Origin of the sequence: Bacillus sp. S/N-304-OC-R1 (assembly GCF_019749375.1) — a bacterium.
Lineage (GTDB): Bacteria > Bacillota > Bacilli > Bacillales > Cytobacillaceae > Cytobacillus.
The window spans coordinates 221,413-236,446 of record NZ_JACWFE010000009.1 but is presented as its reverse complement, the minus strand read 5'-3'; the positions used below and the strand labels follow the sequence as shown (position 1 = coordinate 236,446).

Below are 15,034 nucleotides of genomic sequence, written 5' to 3'. Positions count from 1 at the left end.
TCTCGTTCCGAACGATGCAGCCCTTGTTGTTTGAAGAGTAAAATCAAAACATGGTAAAATGGGAAATGGATGAAAATATTATGTGAAAATAACAGTGAAACTACTCAATCTTTAATTGTTCACTGTTATTTTATAAGATTTTTTGGAGGCGAATAGAATGGTACAACCTTACAGACATGAACCATTTACAGACTTTAAAGTGAAGGAAAACCACCAAGCATATTTAGATGGTTTAAAAACCGTTGAAGGCTACTTAGGTCAAGATTATGATTTAGTTATTGGCGGAGAACGAATTTCGACTGATGATAAAATTGTTTCATACAATCCTGCCAAAAAAGATGAAATAATTGGACGTGTGTCAAAGGCAAGCCGCGATTTAGCCGAAAAAGCAATGCAGGCCGCTGTCGAAGCTTTCAAAACTTGGAGAAAAGTAAAACCAGAGACACGTGCAGATGTATTATTTAAAGCAGCAACAATCATCCGCCGCCGTAAACATGAATTCTCTGCTCTATTAACGAAAGAAGCTGGAAAGCCGTGGAATGAAGCAGATGCTGATACAGCTGAAGCAATCGACTTTTTAGAATATTATGGCCGTCAAATGCTGCGCATCAAAGATGGTGTACCGGTAAATAGCCGTCCGAATGAATATAACCGTTACGATTATATTCCTTTAGGAGTAGGAATTATCATTTCTCCTTGGAACTTCCCATTAGCTATTATGGCTGGTACAACCGTTGCGGCTATTGTAACAGGGAATACTGTGTTATTAAAGCCAGCATCTACTACGCCAATTGTAGCTGCAAAATTTGTTGAAGTAATGGAAGAGGCTGGACTTCCAGCAGGTGTGCTTAACTTCGTACCAGGAAGCGGTGCAGAAGTCGGCGATTATTTAGTTGATCATAAAGATACACGTTTTATCAGCTTCACAGGTTCACGTGAAGTAGGACTTCGCATTTTTGAACGCTCTTCAAAAATTAATGAAGGCCAAATCTGGATGAAGCGCCTAATTGCTGAAATGGGCGGAAAAGACACGATTGTCGTGGATAAAGAGGCTGATCTTGAATTAGCTGCAACATCCATTGTTTACTCAGCATTCGGTTTCTCAGGTCAAAAATGTTCTGCATGTTCTCGTGCTGTTATTGTGGAAGATGTATATGATCAAGTGTTAAATCGTGCTGTTGAATTAACAAATCAATTAACACAAGGCGATCCTACAGATCCGAACAATTACATGGCAACTGTTATCGACCAAAATGCTTATAATAAAATCATGGAATACGTTGAAATTGGAAAACAAGAAGGCAGATTAATGACAGGCGGCGAAGGAGACGATTCAAAAGGCTACTTCATTAAGCCAACAATCTTTGCTGATCTTGATCCAAAAGCACGTATTATGCAGGAGGAAATCTTTGGACCTGTAGTTGGATTCACAAAGGCAAAAGACTTCGACCATGCCCTAGAAATTGCAAACAATACAGAGTACGGCTTAACAGGTGCTGTTATTACCAACAACCGAATGAATCTTGAAAAAGCGCGTGAAGATTTCCATGTTGGTAACCTATACTTCAACCGCGGCTGTACTGGTGCGATTGTTGGTTACCAGCCATTCGGCGGATTCAACATGTCAGGAACAGACTCGAAAGCGGGCGGACCTGATTACTTGCTTCTTCACATGCAAGCTAAGACAACATCTGAAATGTTTTAATTTATAGAAAGTGGTCCTCGTTGGGGGATCACTTTTTTTGTTGCATGTCAGTACGCTGAGGAAAAACGTTATCATTGAAGTTTAATGTGATGGTTGTACTGTATGGTGAGGAGAAACGCTGACATTGAATGGTTTAATGTAATGGTTTTACTGTATAGTGAGGAGAAACGCTGACATTGAATGGTTTAATGTGATGGTTTTACTATATGGTGAGGAGAAACGCTGACAATGAAGGGTTTAATGTAATGGTTTTTCTGTGTGATGAAGAGAAGCGCTGATGTTGAATGATTCTATGTAATAGTTTCTGCACAATAAAGAGAAGGCTAGTAAAAAAAAGAGTGCTGATTTTACAGCACTCAAACTAGAAATATAAAATTACAATCAATTAGGTTGGTTCCAGATTAACTATACTGCGGACGCAATTTAGTCCGTTTATTGACATGCTGTTCAGCACTTAGAGCTGCGATGGCTCCGTCTGCTGCTGAAATAACTGCTTGTTTAATCGGTGTACGCCTTGCATCTCCTCCGGCAAAAACTCCTTCTACATTCGTACGAAGATGATCGTCTACAAGCACATATCCTTCTGCGTCTCTAATTACTGCATTTTGCAGGAAGTCAGTTCCAGGTTTCATACCCCCAAGATATAAGAAAACGCCATCTACTTCCCAAGTTTCTTCTTCTTTTTTATCATTTAGAATGACAATTTTTTCAACACTGTCTGAGCCGATAATTTCTCTTAGACGATGGCGCTTATAAATTTCAACGTTTGAATTTTTTTCTAATGCTGTCAGATCCACTTCGCCTTTTAACTGTTCTGTTGGGATCAGCAGTTTTACTGTTTTACAATACTTTGCAAGTGTCTCAGCTTCATGAATGGCTTCTTCATTGTCTCCGACAACGGCCACGACTTGATCCTGATAGAAAGCGGCATCACAAGTAGAGCAATAGCTAACACCCCGTCCTGTAAATTCTTCTTCCCCATTAATCTTGTTAGATGGTGCCTTAGCGCCTACTGCAATAAAAACACTTTTCGCCTTTATTGTGCCTTCCGCTACCTCTATCTTTTTCATTTCATCAGAAAAATCAACAGATAGAACGGTTGAACGAACAAACTCTGCACCGAAATCTTTAGCCTGTCCCTGCATTCTCTCAAGGAGCTCAAGTCCTGTTAATTCCTCTCTTACTCCTGGGTAGTTTGCAATTTTATGAGTAATGGCAAGAGTTCCAGCTTTAGGTGCCTTGTCGATCACTAATGTTTTCAATTTTCCGCGTGCTGCATAAACCGCTGCTGAGGCACCAGCTGGTCCGCCGCCAATTGTCACAAAATCATAAACTTCATCAAGTACCTTTTCATTTACCGAATGAAAAACAGATTCTGCATCTGTATTAGTTTCCATTGGAACAGTAGTACTTGACTCTTCTCCGATGTTTAGAAGCTTTTTAAACTTTTTCTCTTGAAAGCCTAATACTAATTTGCCATCTATAAGTGTTGCTGGTGTTCCAAAAATTTTACGCTCCTTTAGCTGATCAAAATATTCTTTATGTATAGATGCATTGCGTTCTTCATATTTAAACCCATTTTCGTCTAGATAGGATTTTACCTTTTCGCAGTATGGGCAGCCAGTACTGCTATATACAATAATTTCTGGTTTAGACATTTTTGGAAATCCCCCTACAATTTTAACTTAATCTTACTATTATAATAATATTAATATTATATGAAAGTCAAACTTTTTTAATAATTATTATAAATAAGCTAGTGTACTTCTTTTTAACCAATTTTCTAAAAATTTTAAAAATGGGGTTTCTTTTTAAAAGATGCTGTTATATAATACAAATTGAGTAAAGGGTATTGTGGTATAACAACAAGAGGCGGATCAAATTTAAAATTAAAGGAGGAGTAAAAATGACTGAGGCAAGAGTAAAGCAATTACAGGAAAACTGGGCGATGGATGAGCGGTGGAAAGGCATTGAAAGAACGTATACGGCAGAAGAAGTTATTAGGTTAAGAGGCTCCATCGATATTGAGTATACGCTGGCACGAAGGGGAGCAGAAAAGCTTTGGAAGCTAGTTAATGAAGAGGATTTTGTGAATGCATTAGGAGCTTTGACTGGAAATCAGGCTGTACAGCAAGTAAAAGCAGGTCTTAAGGCCATTTATTTAAGTGGTTGGCAAGTAGCAGCAGATGCTAACCTATCAGGCAATATGTACCCTGATCAAAGCTTGTACCCAGCGAATAGTGTACCTAATGTAGTCAAGCGGATTAATCAAGCGCTTCAGCGTGCTGACCAAATACATCATTTAGAAGGAGATTCCTCGATAGATTGGTTTGCTCCCATTGTGGCTGATGCAGAGGCAGGATTTGGCGGTCAGCTGAATGTGTTTGAATTAATGAAAGGAATGATTGAAGCAGGTGCAGCAGGTGTCCATTTTGAGGATCAATTATCCTCTGAGAAAAAATGCGGACATCTTGGTGGTAAGGTGTTACTGCCAACGCAAACAGCAGTTAAAAATCTAATTGCAGCAAGATTAGCAGCAGATGTTATGGGGGTGCCAACTCTAGTTGTTGCAAGAACAGACGCAAACGCTGCTGACTTAATTACGAGTGATGTAGATCCTTATGATGCGCCTTTTATTACAGGAGATCGTACGCCAGAAGGATTCTTTAGAACTAAAGCAGGTCTAGACCAGGCGATTGCTAGGGGCTTAGCCTATGCACCATATGCAGATTTGGTTTGGTGTGAAACAGCAGAGCCTGACTTAGAAGAGGCTAGACGCTTTGCGAAGGCCATTCATGAGAAATTCCCTGGCAAACTACTAGCTTATAACTGTTCGCCTTCTTTCAACTGGAAGAGCAAGCTCGATGACGAAACCATTGCCAAGTTCCAAATTGAGCTTGGGAAAATGGGCTACAAGTTCCAGTTTGTAACGCTAGCAGGCTTTCATTCTCTAAATCACAGCATGTTTGAGTTAGCTCGCGGCTACAGGGATCGCGGCATGGCAGCTTACTCGCAATTGCAGCAGGCTGAATTTGCAAGTGAGGAGTATGGCTATACAGCAACTAGACACCAAAGGGAGGTGGGGACAGGATATTTCGATCAAGTATCCATGACAATTACAGGTGGTACCTCTTCCACGACTGCATTAAAGGGATCAACGGAAGAGGCGCAATTTACATCAGTACAGCAGTAAGCATTATGCAGTAGATTTTTTTCTAAGCAGTTTTTTTACTAAGTATGATTTTTAATCCGTCATTCTATCGTGATTTTTGACCATTTTTTCTCCCATTTTGTCCTCTCTTCATTTGAAGGGAGGATTTTTTCTGAGTAAAAAAAATTGTCATATTGCTATGATTTGTTTTAAACGACAGCAAAAATGAAAATATTTATTTTACTAGGCTTAGATAGCGGGCAGTTTTTTTGCATAGAGATTAATAATTACAAAAAGTAAAAAGAAAAAATTTGGAGGGAAAAATATGAACTACTCATCAAAACTTGTAAAAGTAAATAAAGATCCAGGACATGGCTCACACATCTCCCCTGTGTATATGACTTCAACGTTTGTATTTGATAATGCTGAGATTGGAGCTAAACGCTTTGCAGGAGAAGATCCAGGATTTATGTATTCACGGTTAGGAAATCCCAATGTACGGGAGCTGGAAGAAAAGGTTACTTCATTAGAATTTGGAGAGGATTGTTTAGCGTTTTCATCGGGAATGGCTGCAATAACAGGCTGCCTTTTAGGAATTTTACAGGCAGGAGATCATGTTGTTGCACACACAGCATTATATGGAGCGACGCATGCATTTTTATCTGATACAGTCAAGAAATTTGGAATTGATGTTACCTTTGTACCGTTTAAGCAAGGAGAAGATCTTGAACCACACATAACGGATAAGACGAAAGTGGTGTACTTTGAAACCCCTTCTAATCCTACCCTTACATTAGTAGATATGGAGAGCGTAGCGGCAGTTGCCAAGAAAAAGGATGTCTTAACGGTTGTTGATAATACGTTTTTATCGCCATATTTGCAAAATCCCATTTTGTGTGGAATTGATATTGTTGTTCATAGTGCAACAAAATATCTGTCTGGTCATGGCTATCTAATTGGCGGACTCGTGATTTCCAGCAAGAAAATCATTGGGCTTATGAGAAAAGAGGTGCAGAAGACAATGGGAGCAACCTTGGCCCCAATGGACGCATGGCTACTTTCTCAAGGGATACGGACATTACATATTCGCATGGATCGCTCACAGGAAAATGCACAAATTTTAGCACAACGTTTAGAAAAACATAAGGCGATCGAAAAAGTGTATTTTCCAGGTCTAGAAAGTTTTGAGGATAAGGATATCGTGAAAAAACAAATGAATGGCCCTGGAGCGATGATTTCTTTTGTCGTGAAGGGTGGATATGAAGCAGGTGTCAAAATGATGAATTCAGTGAAGCTATGTACGTTAGCAGTTTCTTTAGGAGACGTAGGTACACTTATTCAACATCCAGCTTCTATGACTCATGCAATAATGCCAAAAGAAGAAAGAGAAAAATCCGGTTTACAAGATGGCCTTGTTCGTTTTTCAGTTGGAATTGAAGATGTAGAAGATATATGGACGGATCTTGAAAAGGCATTAGAAAATTAAAACGGACGTTTATGAAAAAAACAAAGGTGATAATAAGCATCGGGATAGTAAAAAAATAAAAAATATAATTTTTTTAATAGTCTAATTATTATTAATGGAGTATAATGAAAAACAAACTGATAATTCTTATTGAATTAGTCGGAAAAGATTTTTGTAATTTTTTCCAAAAACCAAAGGAGGAAAATCAATGAAAAAGAGTTTAACACTAATTGTTTTCGCACTGCTTGCTTCACTTGTTTTAGCAGCATGCGGAAAAACACAAAATCAGGAGACCGCACAGTCGGATCAAAAGGCTGCTGAGACTAAAAATCTGCTAGAGCAAGTAAAAGCAGATGGCGTTATTAAAATTGGTACAGAAGGAACGTATGCACCGTTTAGCTACCACGATGCTTCAGGGAAATTGACTGGATTTGATATTGAAATCGCTGAGGAAGTTGCAAAAAGGCTTGGAGTGAAAGCTGAATTTATTGAAACGCCATGGGATGGGATATTTGCAGGGCTTGATTCAAAGCGATTCGATATGATTGCTAACGAAGTGGGTATTCGTCCTGACCGTCAGGAAAAGTACGATTTTTCCGAGTCGTATATTGTGTCAAAGCCTTACTTAATTGTGCATGCTGATAATGACACAATGAAAACATTTGAAGATTTGAAAGGAAAAAAATCTGCTCAATCATTAACTAGTAATTATAGAGATATTGCCGAATCACATGGTGCAGAAATCGTAGGAGTAGAGGGGTTTAATCAGGCGATTGATTTATTAGTATCAAAACGTGTAGATGCGGTCGTAAACGATGGTTTATCTTTTCTAGATTTTAAAAAGCAAAAGCCGGATGCACCCGTGAAAATGGCAGCAGAGCTTGACGAACCATCAAAAATGGGAATTATGTTTAGAAAAGGCAACACAGAGCTTGTTGAGGCAGTAAATAAAGCACTAGCCGACATGAAGCAAGATGGAACATACTTAAGCATTTCAGAAAAATACTTTCAAAAAGATGTTTCTAAATAAGGAGAATCCTAATGTTTGCTGATGAAAGAACGCAACGGATCATTGATATTGTTATAAGCTCCTTTTTACCGATGTTAAAGGCAGGGATTGCTTTTACTGTTCCTTTGACCTTGATCTCTTTCTTTCTGGGACTCATACTTGCTTTGTTTACTGCAATGGGCAGAATCTCAGGAATTAAAATTCTTGATGCAATTGCAAGGTTTTATGTTTGGGTGATTAGGGGGACTCCATTGCTTGTACAGCTATTTATTATTTTCTATGGGTTGCCAAGCATTGGGATTACAATCGGTCCGCTGCCATCAGCAATTATCGGCTTTACGATAAGTGTGGGGGCTTATAATTCTGAAGTTATTCGGGCAGCGATTCTTTCGATTCCAAAAGGGCAATGGGAGGCAGCATATTCCATCGGGATGAGCTATCGCCAAGCATTAAGAAGGGTGATCCTTCCGCAAGCAACAAGGGTATCTATTCCGCCATTATCAAATAGTTTTATCAGTTTGGTAAAGGATACCTCATTGGCTGCGACTATTACTGTTACAGAAATGTTTAGAGTAGCCCAGCAAATTACGGCAACAACATACGAGCCATTGGTACTCTATTGTTTGGCAGCATTTATTTATTTAATGTTCAGTACAGTTCTTTCTAACATTCAAGGACGTATGGAAAAACGGCTTGATCATTATGTAACGGGCTAAGGGGGATACACATGTGATTGAGATAAGGAATCTCCATAAACAGTTCGGAAATACCGAGGTTTTAAAAGGAATTGATTTGAAAGTCGAGGAAGGGAACACCGTTTGTATAATTGGGCCTTCAGGATCAGGGAAAACAACTTTGCTGCGCTGCCTAAATTTACTTGAAGTCCCTACAAAAGGGGGAATCCAGTTAGGGGACTTTTCCTTAGAGTTTCAAGATAAAAAATCAATTCCAAAAGATACGGTCATTAAGTTCCGGCAGCAGACAGGAATGGTATTTCAAGGATACAATTTATTTCCGCATATGACTGCAGTGGAAAATGTGATGGAAGGTCTTGTCATCATTCGTAAGCTAGCAAAGGAGCTTGCTCGTGATAAAGCCCTTCACTTACTAGAAAAAGTAGGCTTAAAGGAACGTGCAAACCACTACCCTTTTCAGCTATCCGGAGGACAGCAGCAGCGTGTAGGAATCGCACGAGCAATGGCGATGGAACCTAAAGTCCTGCTTTTTGATGAACCTACTTCTGCGTTAGATCCCGAGCTAGTAGGAGAGGTATTGAAAGTAATGAAAGAATTGGCTAAAGAGGGTAGGACTATGGTTGTAGTCACTCATGAAATGAACTTTGCACGTGAGGCTGCAGATAAGATCGTATTTATTGATAATGGGATAATTATGGAAGAAGGGACACCACAGCAAATTTTTGAGAATACGATAAATGAACGGACACTGCAATTTTTGAATAAAATTTGTTCATAAGAAGGGGCTATTGGTTATGAGAATCAAAACCCGGTTAATTCATGGGGGAATTGACGGAGATCCGCATACAGGTGCCGTATCCGTACCGATTTTTCAAGTAAGCACATATAGTATGGAAGCAATTGATAAGCACAAAGGATATGAATACTCTCGTACTGGGAATCCGACCCGCCATGCTTTGGAAGTGTATATGGCTGAATTAGAGGGTGGAGCTCGCGGATGTGCCTTTGCATCTGGAATGGCCGCGACATCTACTGTTCTTTCATTATTTAATAATGGCGACCACATAATAGTGGGAGATGAGGTATATGGGGGTACATACCGCGTAGTAAGCAGTGTGTTTTCTCGTTTAGGTTTAGAAGCTACTTTTGTGGATACTACGAATCTAGAAAATATAGAGAAAGCGATACAAACGAATACACGTGCTATTTTTCTAGAAACACCAACGAATCCATTGTTAAAAATCAGTGATATCGCTGCTATTGCTGAGATGGCAAAGGCTAATGGGTTACGGTTAATTGTTGATAATACCTTTATGACACCGTATTGGCAGAATCCGCTTGAACTAGGTGCAGATATTGTCCTTCACAGCGCGACAAAATATTTAGGCGGCCATAGTGATGTATTAGCGGGAATAGCTGTTGCCAAAGACCAGCAGCTTGGAGAGGAAATTCACTACGTGCAAAATGCCATAGGTTCGGTATTAGGTCCTCAGGATTCCTGGCTTTTATTACGTGGGGCAAAGACTCTTGGCATTCGGATGGAAGAGCATGAAACGAATGCACGGACGATTGCTCAATGGCTGTCGGGAAAAAGCGGAATCTCTCGTGTAATTTATCCAGGTTTAGAAAATCATCCACAATTCGAGTTAGCTAAAAAGCAATCGCGAGGCTTTGGCGGAATGATTTCATTTGACGTCGGAAATGCTGAAAAGGCAGATGAAGTATTATCGAAATTAAAATACTATAAGATAGCTGTGTCATTAGGAGCAGTGGAAAGCTTAATCAGTGTTCCTGCAAGGACAACACATGCATCAATCCCGGCTGAGCGCCGCCAAGAATTGGGTATCACCGATGGATTGATTCGAATTTCTGTAGGAATTGAAGATGTCGAAGATTTAATTGAGGACTTAGAGCAAGCCTTATCTTAGTTTGTGAGATAAAAACGGAAAACTGCAGGTTCCATGAATATGGTTCCAGCAGTTTTTTTATGACGAAAATTTAATGGAGGCACCTCTTTTAACAAACATACATACATAATAATAGCCCTTCTTATGAAAAATATGGCATTGTAATAGAAAGTACGGATTAACGAGCAGGAGGTAGAATCATGTCTAAAAATATTGATGATTATATTATGCAGGGAATTCACGGTCAGAAGCAGACAAAGCCGGATGAAAGACGGAGGTTTCTTGGAACTTTGCGGGAAAGAATTGTGATTGCCCTTACACAATCACAAATCAGAGAGAAAGGCATCTACCCTCAGGTTGAAGAGGCACTGAAAAATAATAATAAGGCCCATCTCTACTTAAATGGAAATATGAATTACGAAGAGCTCTCTAAATACACGAAAATCGCTGCTAAATATCAAGTCGAATATACAATGGTAACCAATAAAGACTACAATTCAGAAATTGGCTTAGCGCTTGCCTATGATTATGCAATTGATAAGGAAGAGATTTATGTGAAAAAGAAAGCACCAAAGATCATAGAGCCAAAAAAGAAAAAAGGATTTTTCTCGCTATTTTCGAAACGATAAAGGGGCCAGGAAAAAGGCTCCTATTTTAATGCTAAAGCCCCTGATAAAAGTTTAATAAATATGTTAAATTTTATGAAAAAGTGAAGCGTGGTGATAGAAATCGTTAATCCAGTTGACTTAAGGCCAAAGAAAAGATCGGCGATGCGCATTCAAGCAGGTAAGTATTACTACACAGTAAGGCGCTATTTTGAATGGGTAACGGATGGGAAGAAATATGCGAAAAAGAAAAGTGAAGAGCTTTTTCCATACTCCGTATTTAAGCATCAAACGATTTTAATGAGGAAATTAAAAGATGTTGACATGTCATTACAGTACAATAAAACGATTAATCTAAAACAAGCGATTCCCAGATTAAACAAAATCGTCATCGGACCAGGGGAAACATTTTCATATTGGAAACTGCTGGGGAAGACTACATACAAAAAGGGATATGTGGATGGAATGGTCCTTCATTATGGAAACTTTACAAAAGGGGTCGGAGGGGGATTATGCCAATTATCCAATTTGATCTATTGGATTACGTTACATAGCCCGTTAACGGTTACAGAAAGACATCGGCACAGTTATGATGTGTTTCCCGATTCTAACCGTACCCAGCCTTTTGGAAGCGGAGCCACTTGCGCGTATAATTATCTTGATCTCCAAATAAAAAATGAAACGAATCAGCCCTTTCAGCTTCATCTTTACCTGACTGATACTCATTTGGCGGGGGAATGGCGTGCCAAGGAGCCGGCTCTTTATCGATACGAGGTTTATGAAAAAAATCATGCGATTACCCCAGCCTATTGGGGAGGCTACCTCCGCCATAATGAAATTTATAGGCGTGTTTATAATCGGCAAAACCAGCTAGTAAGCGATGATTATGTTACTGAAAATCATGCGATTATGATGTATGAGCCGTTGCTTGAAATGAATGAACAAATGTAAAAATGGAATGGCGGAACTAGTATGATTACTGGTTTCTTTTTTTTGCACTGCGTATTGTCGAATCTCATGGTAAAATGGCAGAGAAGTTAGATATCATAAGGTTTAATATTGCTTTAACGTGTGAAAGTTTGATATTATCAATATTATTGTGTCTATCGAATTATACACTTGGAGGTGTCGAATATTGTCTAGAATTTCTACTGAACAAGTTAAACACGTAGCCCATTTGGCAAGACTGGCTATTACGGAAAGTGATGCAGAAATGTTTACGAAACAGCTGGATGCGATGATTTCTTTTGCGGAGCAGCTAAATGAATTAGATACGGAGCATGTTGAGCCTACATCCCATGTACTTGATATGAAAAATGTGATGAGAGAGGATATTCCTCAGAAAGGGTTACCGCAATCCGAGGTTCTAAAGAATGTACCAGAACACCAAGACGGACAAGTAAAAGTTCCAGCTACATTTGAGTAAGGGGGGAAACATAGATGAGTTTATTCCATCATAAAGTGTCTGAGCTTCATGAGCTCTTACAAAAGAAAGAAATTTCCGTTACAGACCTCGTGGATGAATCCTACAAGCGTATTGGCGAGGTTGAAGATAAGGTACAAGCCTTTCTAACATTAGATGAAGAAAATGCACGTGTACAAGCTAAGAAGCAAGATGCAAAATTAGGAACGGATGAATCAAAAGGGCTTCTATTTGGAATGCCAATCGGGGTTAAGGATAATATTGTGACAAAAGGTTTGCGTACAACGTGTGCGAGTAAGATATTAGAAAACTTCGATCCTATTTATGATGCTACTGTTGTAAATAAATTACATAATGCGGAAACGATTACAATTGGTAAATTAAATATGGACGAATTCGCCATGGGCTCATCCAATGAAAATTCCGCTTATCAAAAAACACGCAACCCTTGGAATTTAGAAACAGTACCAGGCGGATCTTCTGGCGGTTCTGCAGCCTCTGTTGCTTCTGGGGAAGTATTATTTTCATTAGGATCTGATACTGGCGGCTCCATTAGACAGCCAGCTTCTTTCTGTGGAGTTGTTGGGTTAAAACCAACATATGGCCGTGTATCACGTTTTGGATTGGTGGCATTTGCGTCATCCTTAGATCAAATTGGGCCAATTACGCGCACAGTTGAAGATAATGCCTATTTACTGCAAGCTATTTCTGGTTTAGATCCAATGGACTCTACTTCAGCGAACATCGAGGTTCCAAACTTTGTACAATCGCTAACAGGCGATATTAAAGGTTTAAAAATTGCAGTGCCTAAAGAATATTTAGGAGAAGGAGTAAGTGAGGCATCTCGTCAGTCTGTCTTAGATGCTCTAAAGGTCCTTGAGAAATTAGGAGCTACTTGGGAGGAAGTTTCCCTGCCGCATTCTAAGTATGCGTTAGCGACTTATTACTTATTATCATCGTCTGAAGCTTCAGCCAACCTTGCAAGATTTGACGGCGTACGCTACGGATACAGAACTGATAATGCTGAAAACCTAATCGATTTATACAAAAAGACTCGTGCAGAAGGTTTTGGCGATGAAGTAAAACGCCGTATTATGCTTGGAACCTTTGCATTAAGCTCAGGTTATTATGATGCTTATTATAAAAAGGCACAAAAGGTACGTACTTTAATCAAAAATGACTTCCATGAAGTATTTAATAAATATGATGTCATTGTTGGACCGACAACACCAACACCTGCTTTCAAAATTGGCGAAAACATTGATGATCCGCTAACAATGTATGCGAATGATATTTTAACCATTCCGGTGAACCTTGCAGGAGTGCCAGGAATCTCTGTTCCATGTGGCTTTGACAATGGTCTGCCGTTAGGATTGCAAATTATCGGCAAGCATTTTGACGAAAGCACTGTTTATCGTGTGGCACATGCCTTTGAACAGGCAACAGAACATCACAAACAAAAACCGGTACTGTAAGGGGGGAGAAAAAATGGAATTTGAAACGGTAATAGGACTTGAAGTACACGTTGAATTAAAAACAGATTCAAAAATTTTCTCGGCGAGCCCGAACCATTTTGGTGCAGAGCCGAATACAAATACAACAGTTATTGACCTTGGTTATCCAGGCGTTCTTCCGGTCCTAAATAAAAAGGTCGTTGAATACGGTATGAAGGCGTCAATGGCGTTAAACTGTGAAATCGCGCCAGTGACAAAATTTGACCGTAAAAATTATTTTTATCCGGACAATCCAAAGGCTTACCAAATTTCTCAATTTGACAAGCCGATTGGGGAGCACGGCTGGATTGAAATCGAAGTGGACGGCTATAAGAAAAAAATCGGTATCACTCGTATCCATTTAGAAGAGGATGCTGGAAAGCTGACACATGGTGCTGGCTATTCTTTAGTGGATTATAATCGCCAAGGAACGCCATTAATTGAAATCGTATCAGAGCCAGATATTCGTACGCCAAATGAGGCATATGCTTATCTTGAAAAACTAAAATCCATCATTCAATATACAGGTGTTTCTGATTGTAAAATGGAAGAAGGATCACTGCGCTGTGATGCTAATATATCTATTCGCCCAGTTGGCCAAGAGGAATTCGGTACGAAAACAGAATTGAAGAACTTAAACTCCTTCAACTTTGTTCGTAAAGGATTAGAATATGAAGAAAAGCGTCAAAGAGAGATTGTTCTTTCTGGTGGTGAAATTCGTCAAGAAACGCTTCGCTATGATGAGGCTACAAATACAACGATCCTTATGCGTGTAAAGGAAGGATCAGAGGATTACCGCTACTTCCCTGAGCCGGATTTATTAGATGTTCATATTGATGAAGATTGGAAGGCGCGCATCCGTGCGGAAATTCCTGAGCTTCCAGATGAGCGCAAGAAACGTTATGTGGAAGAGCTAGGTTTACCAGTTTATGATGCAGCTGTTTTAACGGTTGTAAAAGAAACGGCAGATTTCTTTGAGGCAACAGTAAATGCAGGTGCAGAACCAAAGCAAGCTTCCAACTGGATTATGGGTGATGTTTCCGCGTATTTAAAGGAAGAAAAGAAAGAGCTCGCTGAAACGGCTTTGACACCTGAAGGTCTTGCTGGCATGATCAAGCTGATTGAAAACGGTACGATCTCTTCAAAAATTGCCAAGACTGTTTTCAAGGAATTAATTGAAAACGGCGGCGATGCAGAGCAAATCGTGAAAGCGAAAGGTTTAGTTCAAATTTCTGATGAAGGAGCACTTCTAAAAATTATCACTGAAGTTTTGGATAATAATCCGAAAATCATTGATGATTATAAAAACGGTAAAGAGAAAGCAGTTGGCTTCTTTGTTGGACAAATCATGAAGGCAACAAAAGGACAAGCAAATCCTCCGTTAGTAAACAAATTATTATTAGAGGAATTGAAGAAAAGATAAGAAAAAAGCTGATGACTAACCTCATCAGCTTTTTTCTATTCGACAATATTTCCTAAGAAATAATAAAATACTGCCTAATAAGAGGAATTGTGACATGCATTTTCTGATATTGAACGAATATAACTCTCTAATAGGTTATAATTACCAAGTAATCTTCT

At 39.3% G+C, this 15,034-nt stretch carries 13 protein-coding genes; 12 read left to right on the top strand and 1 reads right to left on the bottom strand.

The genetic code is table 11. The annotated features are described in order from the left end of the window. Positions 1–157: 157 nt before the first annotated feature. Positions 158–1,705, top strand: a complete 1,548-nt coding sequence (pruA, locus tag H0173_RS09865; protein WP_221846176.1) for an L-glutamate gamma-semialdehyde dehydrogenase — start codon at positions 158–160, stop codon at positions 1,703–1,705. Positions 1,706–2,106: 401 nt separating this feature from the next. Here pruA and H0173_RS09860 read toward each other — a convergent pair whose 3' ends face one another. Next, positions 2,107–3,363 carry an FAD-dependent oxidoreductase gene (locus H0173_RS09860; protein ID WP_221846175.1) on the bottom strand — a complete coding sequence of 419 codons (1,257 nt, stop codon included), beginning with the start codon at positions 3,361–3,363 and terminating at the stop codon, positions 2,107–2,109. A 248-nt stretch (positions 3,364–3,611) separates the two neighbouring features. On the opposite strand from H0173_RS09860, the gene aceA reads away from it, so the two are divergent. The 11 genes from aceA to gatB all read left to right on the top strand — a co-directional run bounded on the left by aceA (position 3,612) and on the right by gatB (position 14,876). Next, positions 3,612–4,898 carry an isocitrate lyase gene (gene aceA / locus H0173_RS09855; protein ID WP_221846174.1) on the top strand — a complete coding sequence of 429 codons (1,287 nt, stop codon included), beginning with the start codon at positions 3,612–3,614 and terminating at the stop codon, positions 4,896–4,898. A gap of 283 nt (positions 4,899–5,181) precedes the next feature. Beyond that, positions 5,182–6,342, top strand: a complete 1,161-nt coding sequence (locus tag H0173_RS09850) for a trans-sulfuration enzyme family protein (protein WP_221846173.1) — start codon at positions 5,182–5,184, stop codon at positions 6,340–6,342. Between the two features lie 187 nt (positions 6,343–6,529). Continuing rightward, complete coding sequence (locus H0173_RS09845; RefSeq protein WP_221846172.1) at positions 6,530–7,351, top strand: amino acid ABC transporter substrate-binding protein; 822 nt, start codon at positions 6,530–6,532, stop codon at positions 7,349–7,351. An 11-nt stretch (positions 7,352–7,362) separates the two neighbouring features. Further along, the gene (locus H0173_RS09840) at positions 7,363–8,046 is read left to right on the top strand and encodes an amino acid ABC transporter permease (RefSeq protein ID WP_221846171.1); all 684 of its coding nucleotides are present in this window, start codon (positions 7,363–7,365) and stop codon (positions 8,044–8,046) included. A 13-nt stretch (positions 8,047–8,059) separates the two neighbouring features. Then, a complete protein-coding gene (locus H0173_RS09835; RefSeq protein WP_221846170.1) occupies positions 8,060–8,803 on the top strand; it encodes an amino acid ABC transporter ATP-binding protein in 744 nt (247 codons plus the stop codon). 16 nt (positions 8,804–8,819) lie between these two features. Then, the gene (locus H0173_RS09830) at positions 8,820–9,953 is read left to right on the top strand and encodes a bifunctional cystathionine gamma-lyase/homocysteine desulfhydrase (RefSeq protein WP_221846169.1); all 1,134 of its coding nucleotides are present in this window, start codon (positions 8,820–8,822) and stop codon (positions 9,951–9,953) included. Positions 9,954–10,132: 179 nt separating this feature from the next. Next, on the top strand, positions 10,133–10,561 hold the full coding sequence (locus H0173_RS09825; protein WP_221846168.1) for a YueI family protein: 429 nt from the start codon (positions 10,133–10,135) through the stop codon (positions 10,559–10,561). A gap of 141 nt (positions 10,562–10,702) precedes the next feature. Then, the gene (locus H0173_RS09820; RefSeq protein WP_221846234.1) at positions 10,703–11,488 is read left to right on the top strand and encodes a VanW family protein; all 786 of its coding nucleotides are present in this window, start codon (positions 10,703–10,705) and stop codon (positions 11,486–11,488) included. Between the two features lie 184 nt (positions 11,489–11,672). Then, entirely contained in the window at positions 11,673–11,963 is a 291-nt protein-coding gene (gatC, locus tag H0173_RS09815) for an Asp-tRNA(Asn)/Glu-tRNA(Gln) amidotransferase subunit GatC (RefSeq protein ID WP_221846167.1), read from the top strand. Positions 11,964–11,977: 14 nt separating this feature from the next. Next, on the top strand, positions 11,978–13,435 hold the full coding sequence (gatA, locus tag H0173_RS09810; RefSeq protein ID WP_221846166.1) for an Asp-tRNA(Asn)/Glu-tRNA(Gln) amidotransferase subunit GatA: 1,458 nt from the start codon (positions 11,978–11,980) through the stop codon (positions 13,433–13,435). Between the two features lie 13 nt (positions 13,436–13,448). Then, the gene (gatB, locus tag H0173_RS09805; RefSeq protein WP_221846165.1) at positions 13,449–14,876 is read left to right on the top strand and encodes an Asp-tRNA(Asn)/Glu-tRNA(Gln) amidotransferase subunit GatB; all 1,428 of its coding nucleotides are present in this window, start codon (positions 13,449–13,451) and stop codon (positions 14,874–14,876) included. The last annotated feature ends 158 nt before the right edge of the window (positions 14,877–15,034 follow it).

Coding starts and splice junctions, on each gene's coding strand:
- aceA (WP_221846174.1), top strand. CDS start 3,612: ATGACTGAGGCAAGAGTAAAGCAATTACAGGAAAACTGGGCGATGGAT.
- gatB (WP_221846165.1), top strand. CDS start 13,449: ATGGAATTTGAAACGGTAATAGGACTTGAAGTACACGTTGAATTAAAA.
- H0173_RS09820 (WP_221846234.1), top strand. CDS start 10,703: ATGCGCATTCAAGCAGGTAAGTATTACTACACAGTAAGGCGCTATTTT.
- H0173_RS09845 (WP_221846172.1), top strand. CDS start 6,530: ATGAAAAAGAGTTTAACACTAATTGTTTTCGCACTGCTTGCTTCACTT.
- pruA (WP_221846176.1), top strand. CDS start 158: ATGGTACAACCTTACAGACATGAACCATTTACAGACTTTAAAGTGAAG.
- H0173_RS09840 (WP_221846171.1), top strand. CDS start 7,363: ATGTTTGCTGATGAAAGAACGCAACGGATCATTGATATTGTTATAAGC.
- H0173_RS09830 (WP_221846169.1), top strand. CDS start 8,820: ATGAGAATCAAAACCCGGTTAATTCATGGGGGAATTGACGGAGATCCG.
- gatA (WP_221846166.1), top strand. CDS start 11,978: ATGAGTTTATTCCATCATAAAGTGTCTGAGCTTCATGAGCTCTTACAA.
- H0173_RS09850 (WP_221846173.1), top strand. CDS start 5,182: ATGAACTACTCATCAAAACTTGTAAAAGTAAATAAAGATCCAGGACAT.
- H0173_RS09825 (WP_221846168.1), top strand. CDS start 10,133: ATGTCTAAAAATATTGATGATTATATTATGCAGGGAATTCACGGTCAG.
- H0173_RS09860 (WP_221846175.1), bottom strand. CDS start 3,363: ATGTCTAAACCAGAAATTATTGTATATAGCAGTACTGGCTGCCCATAC.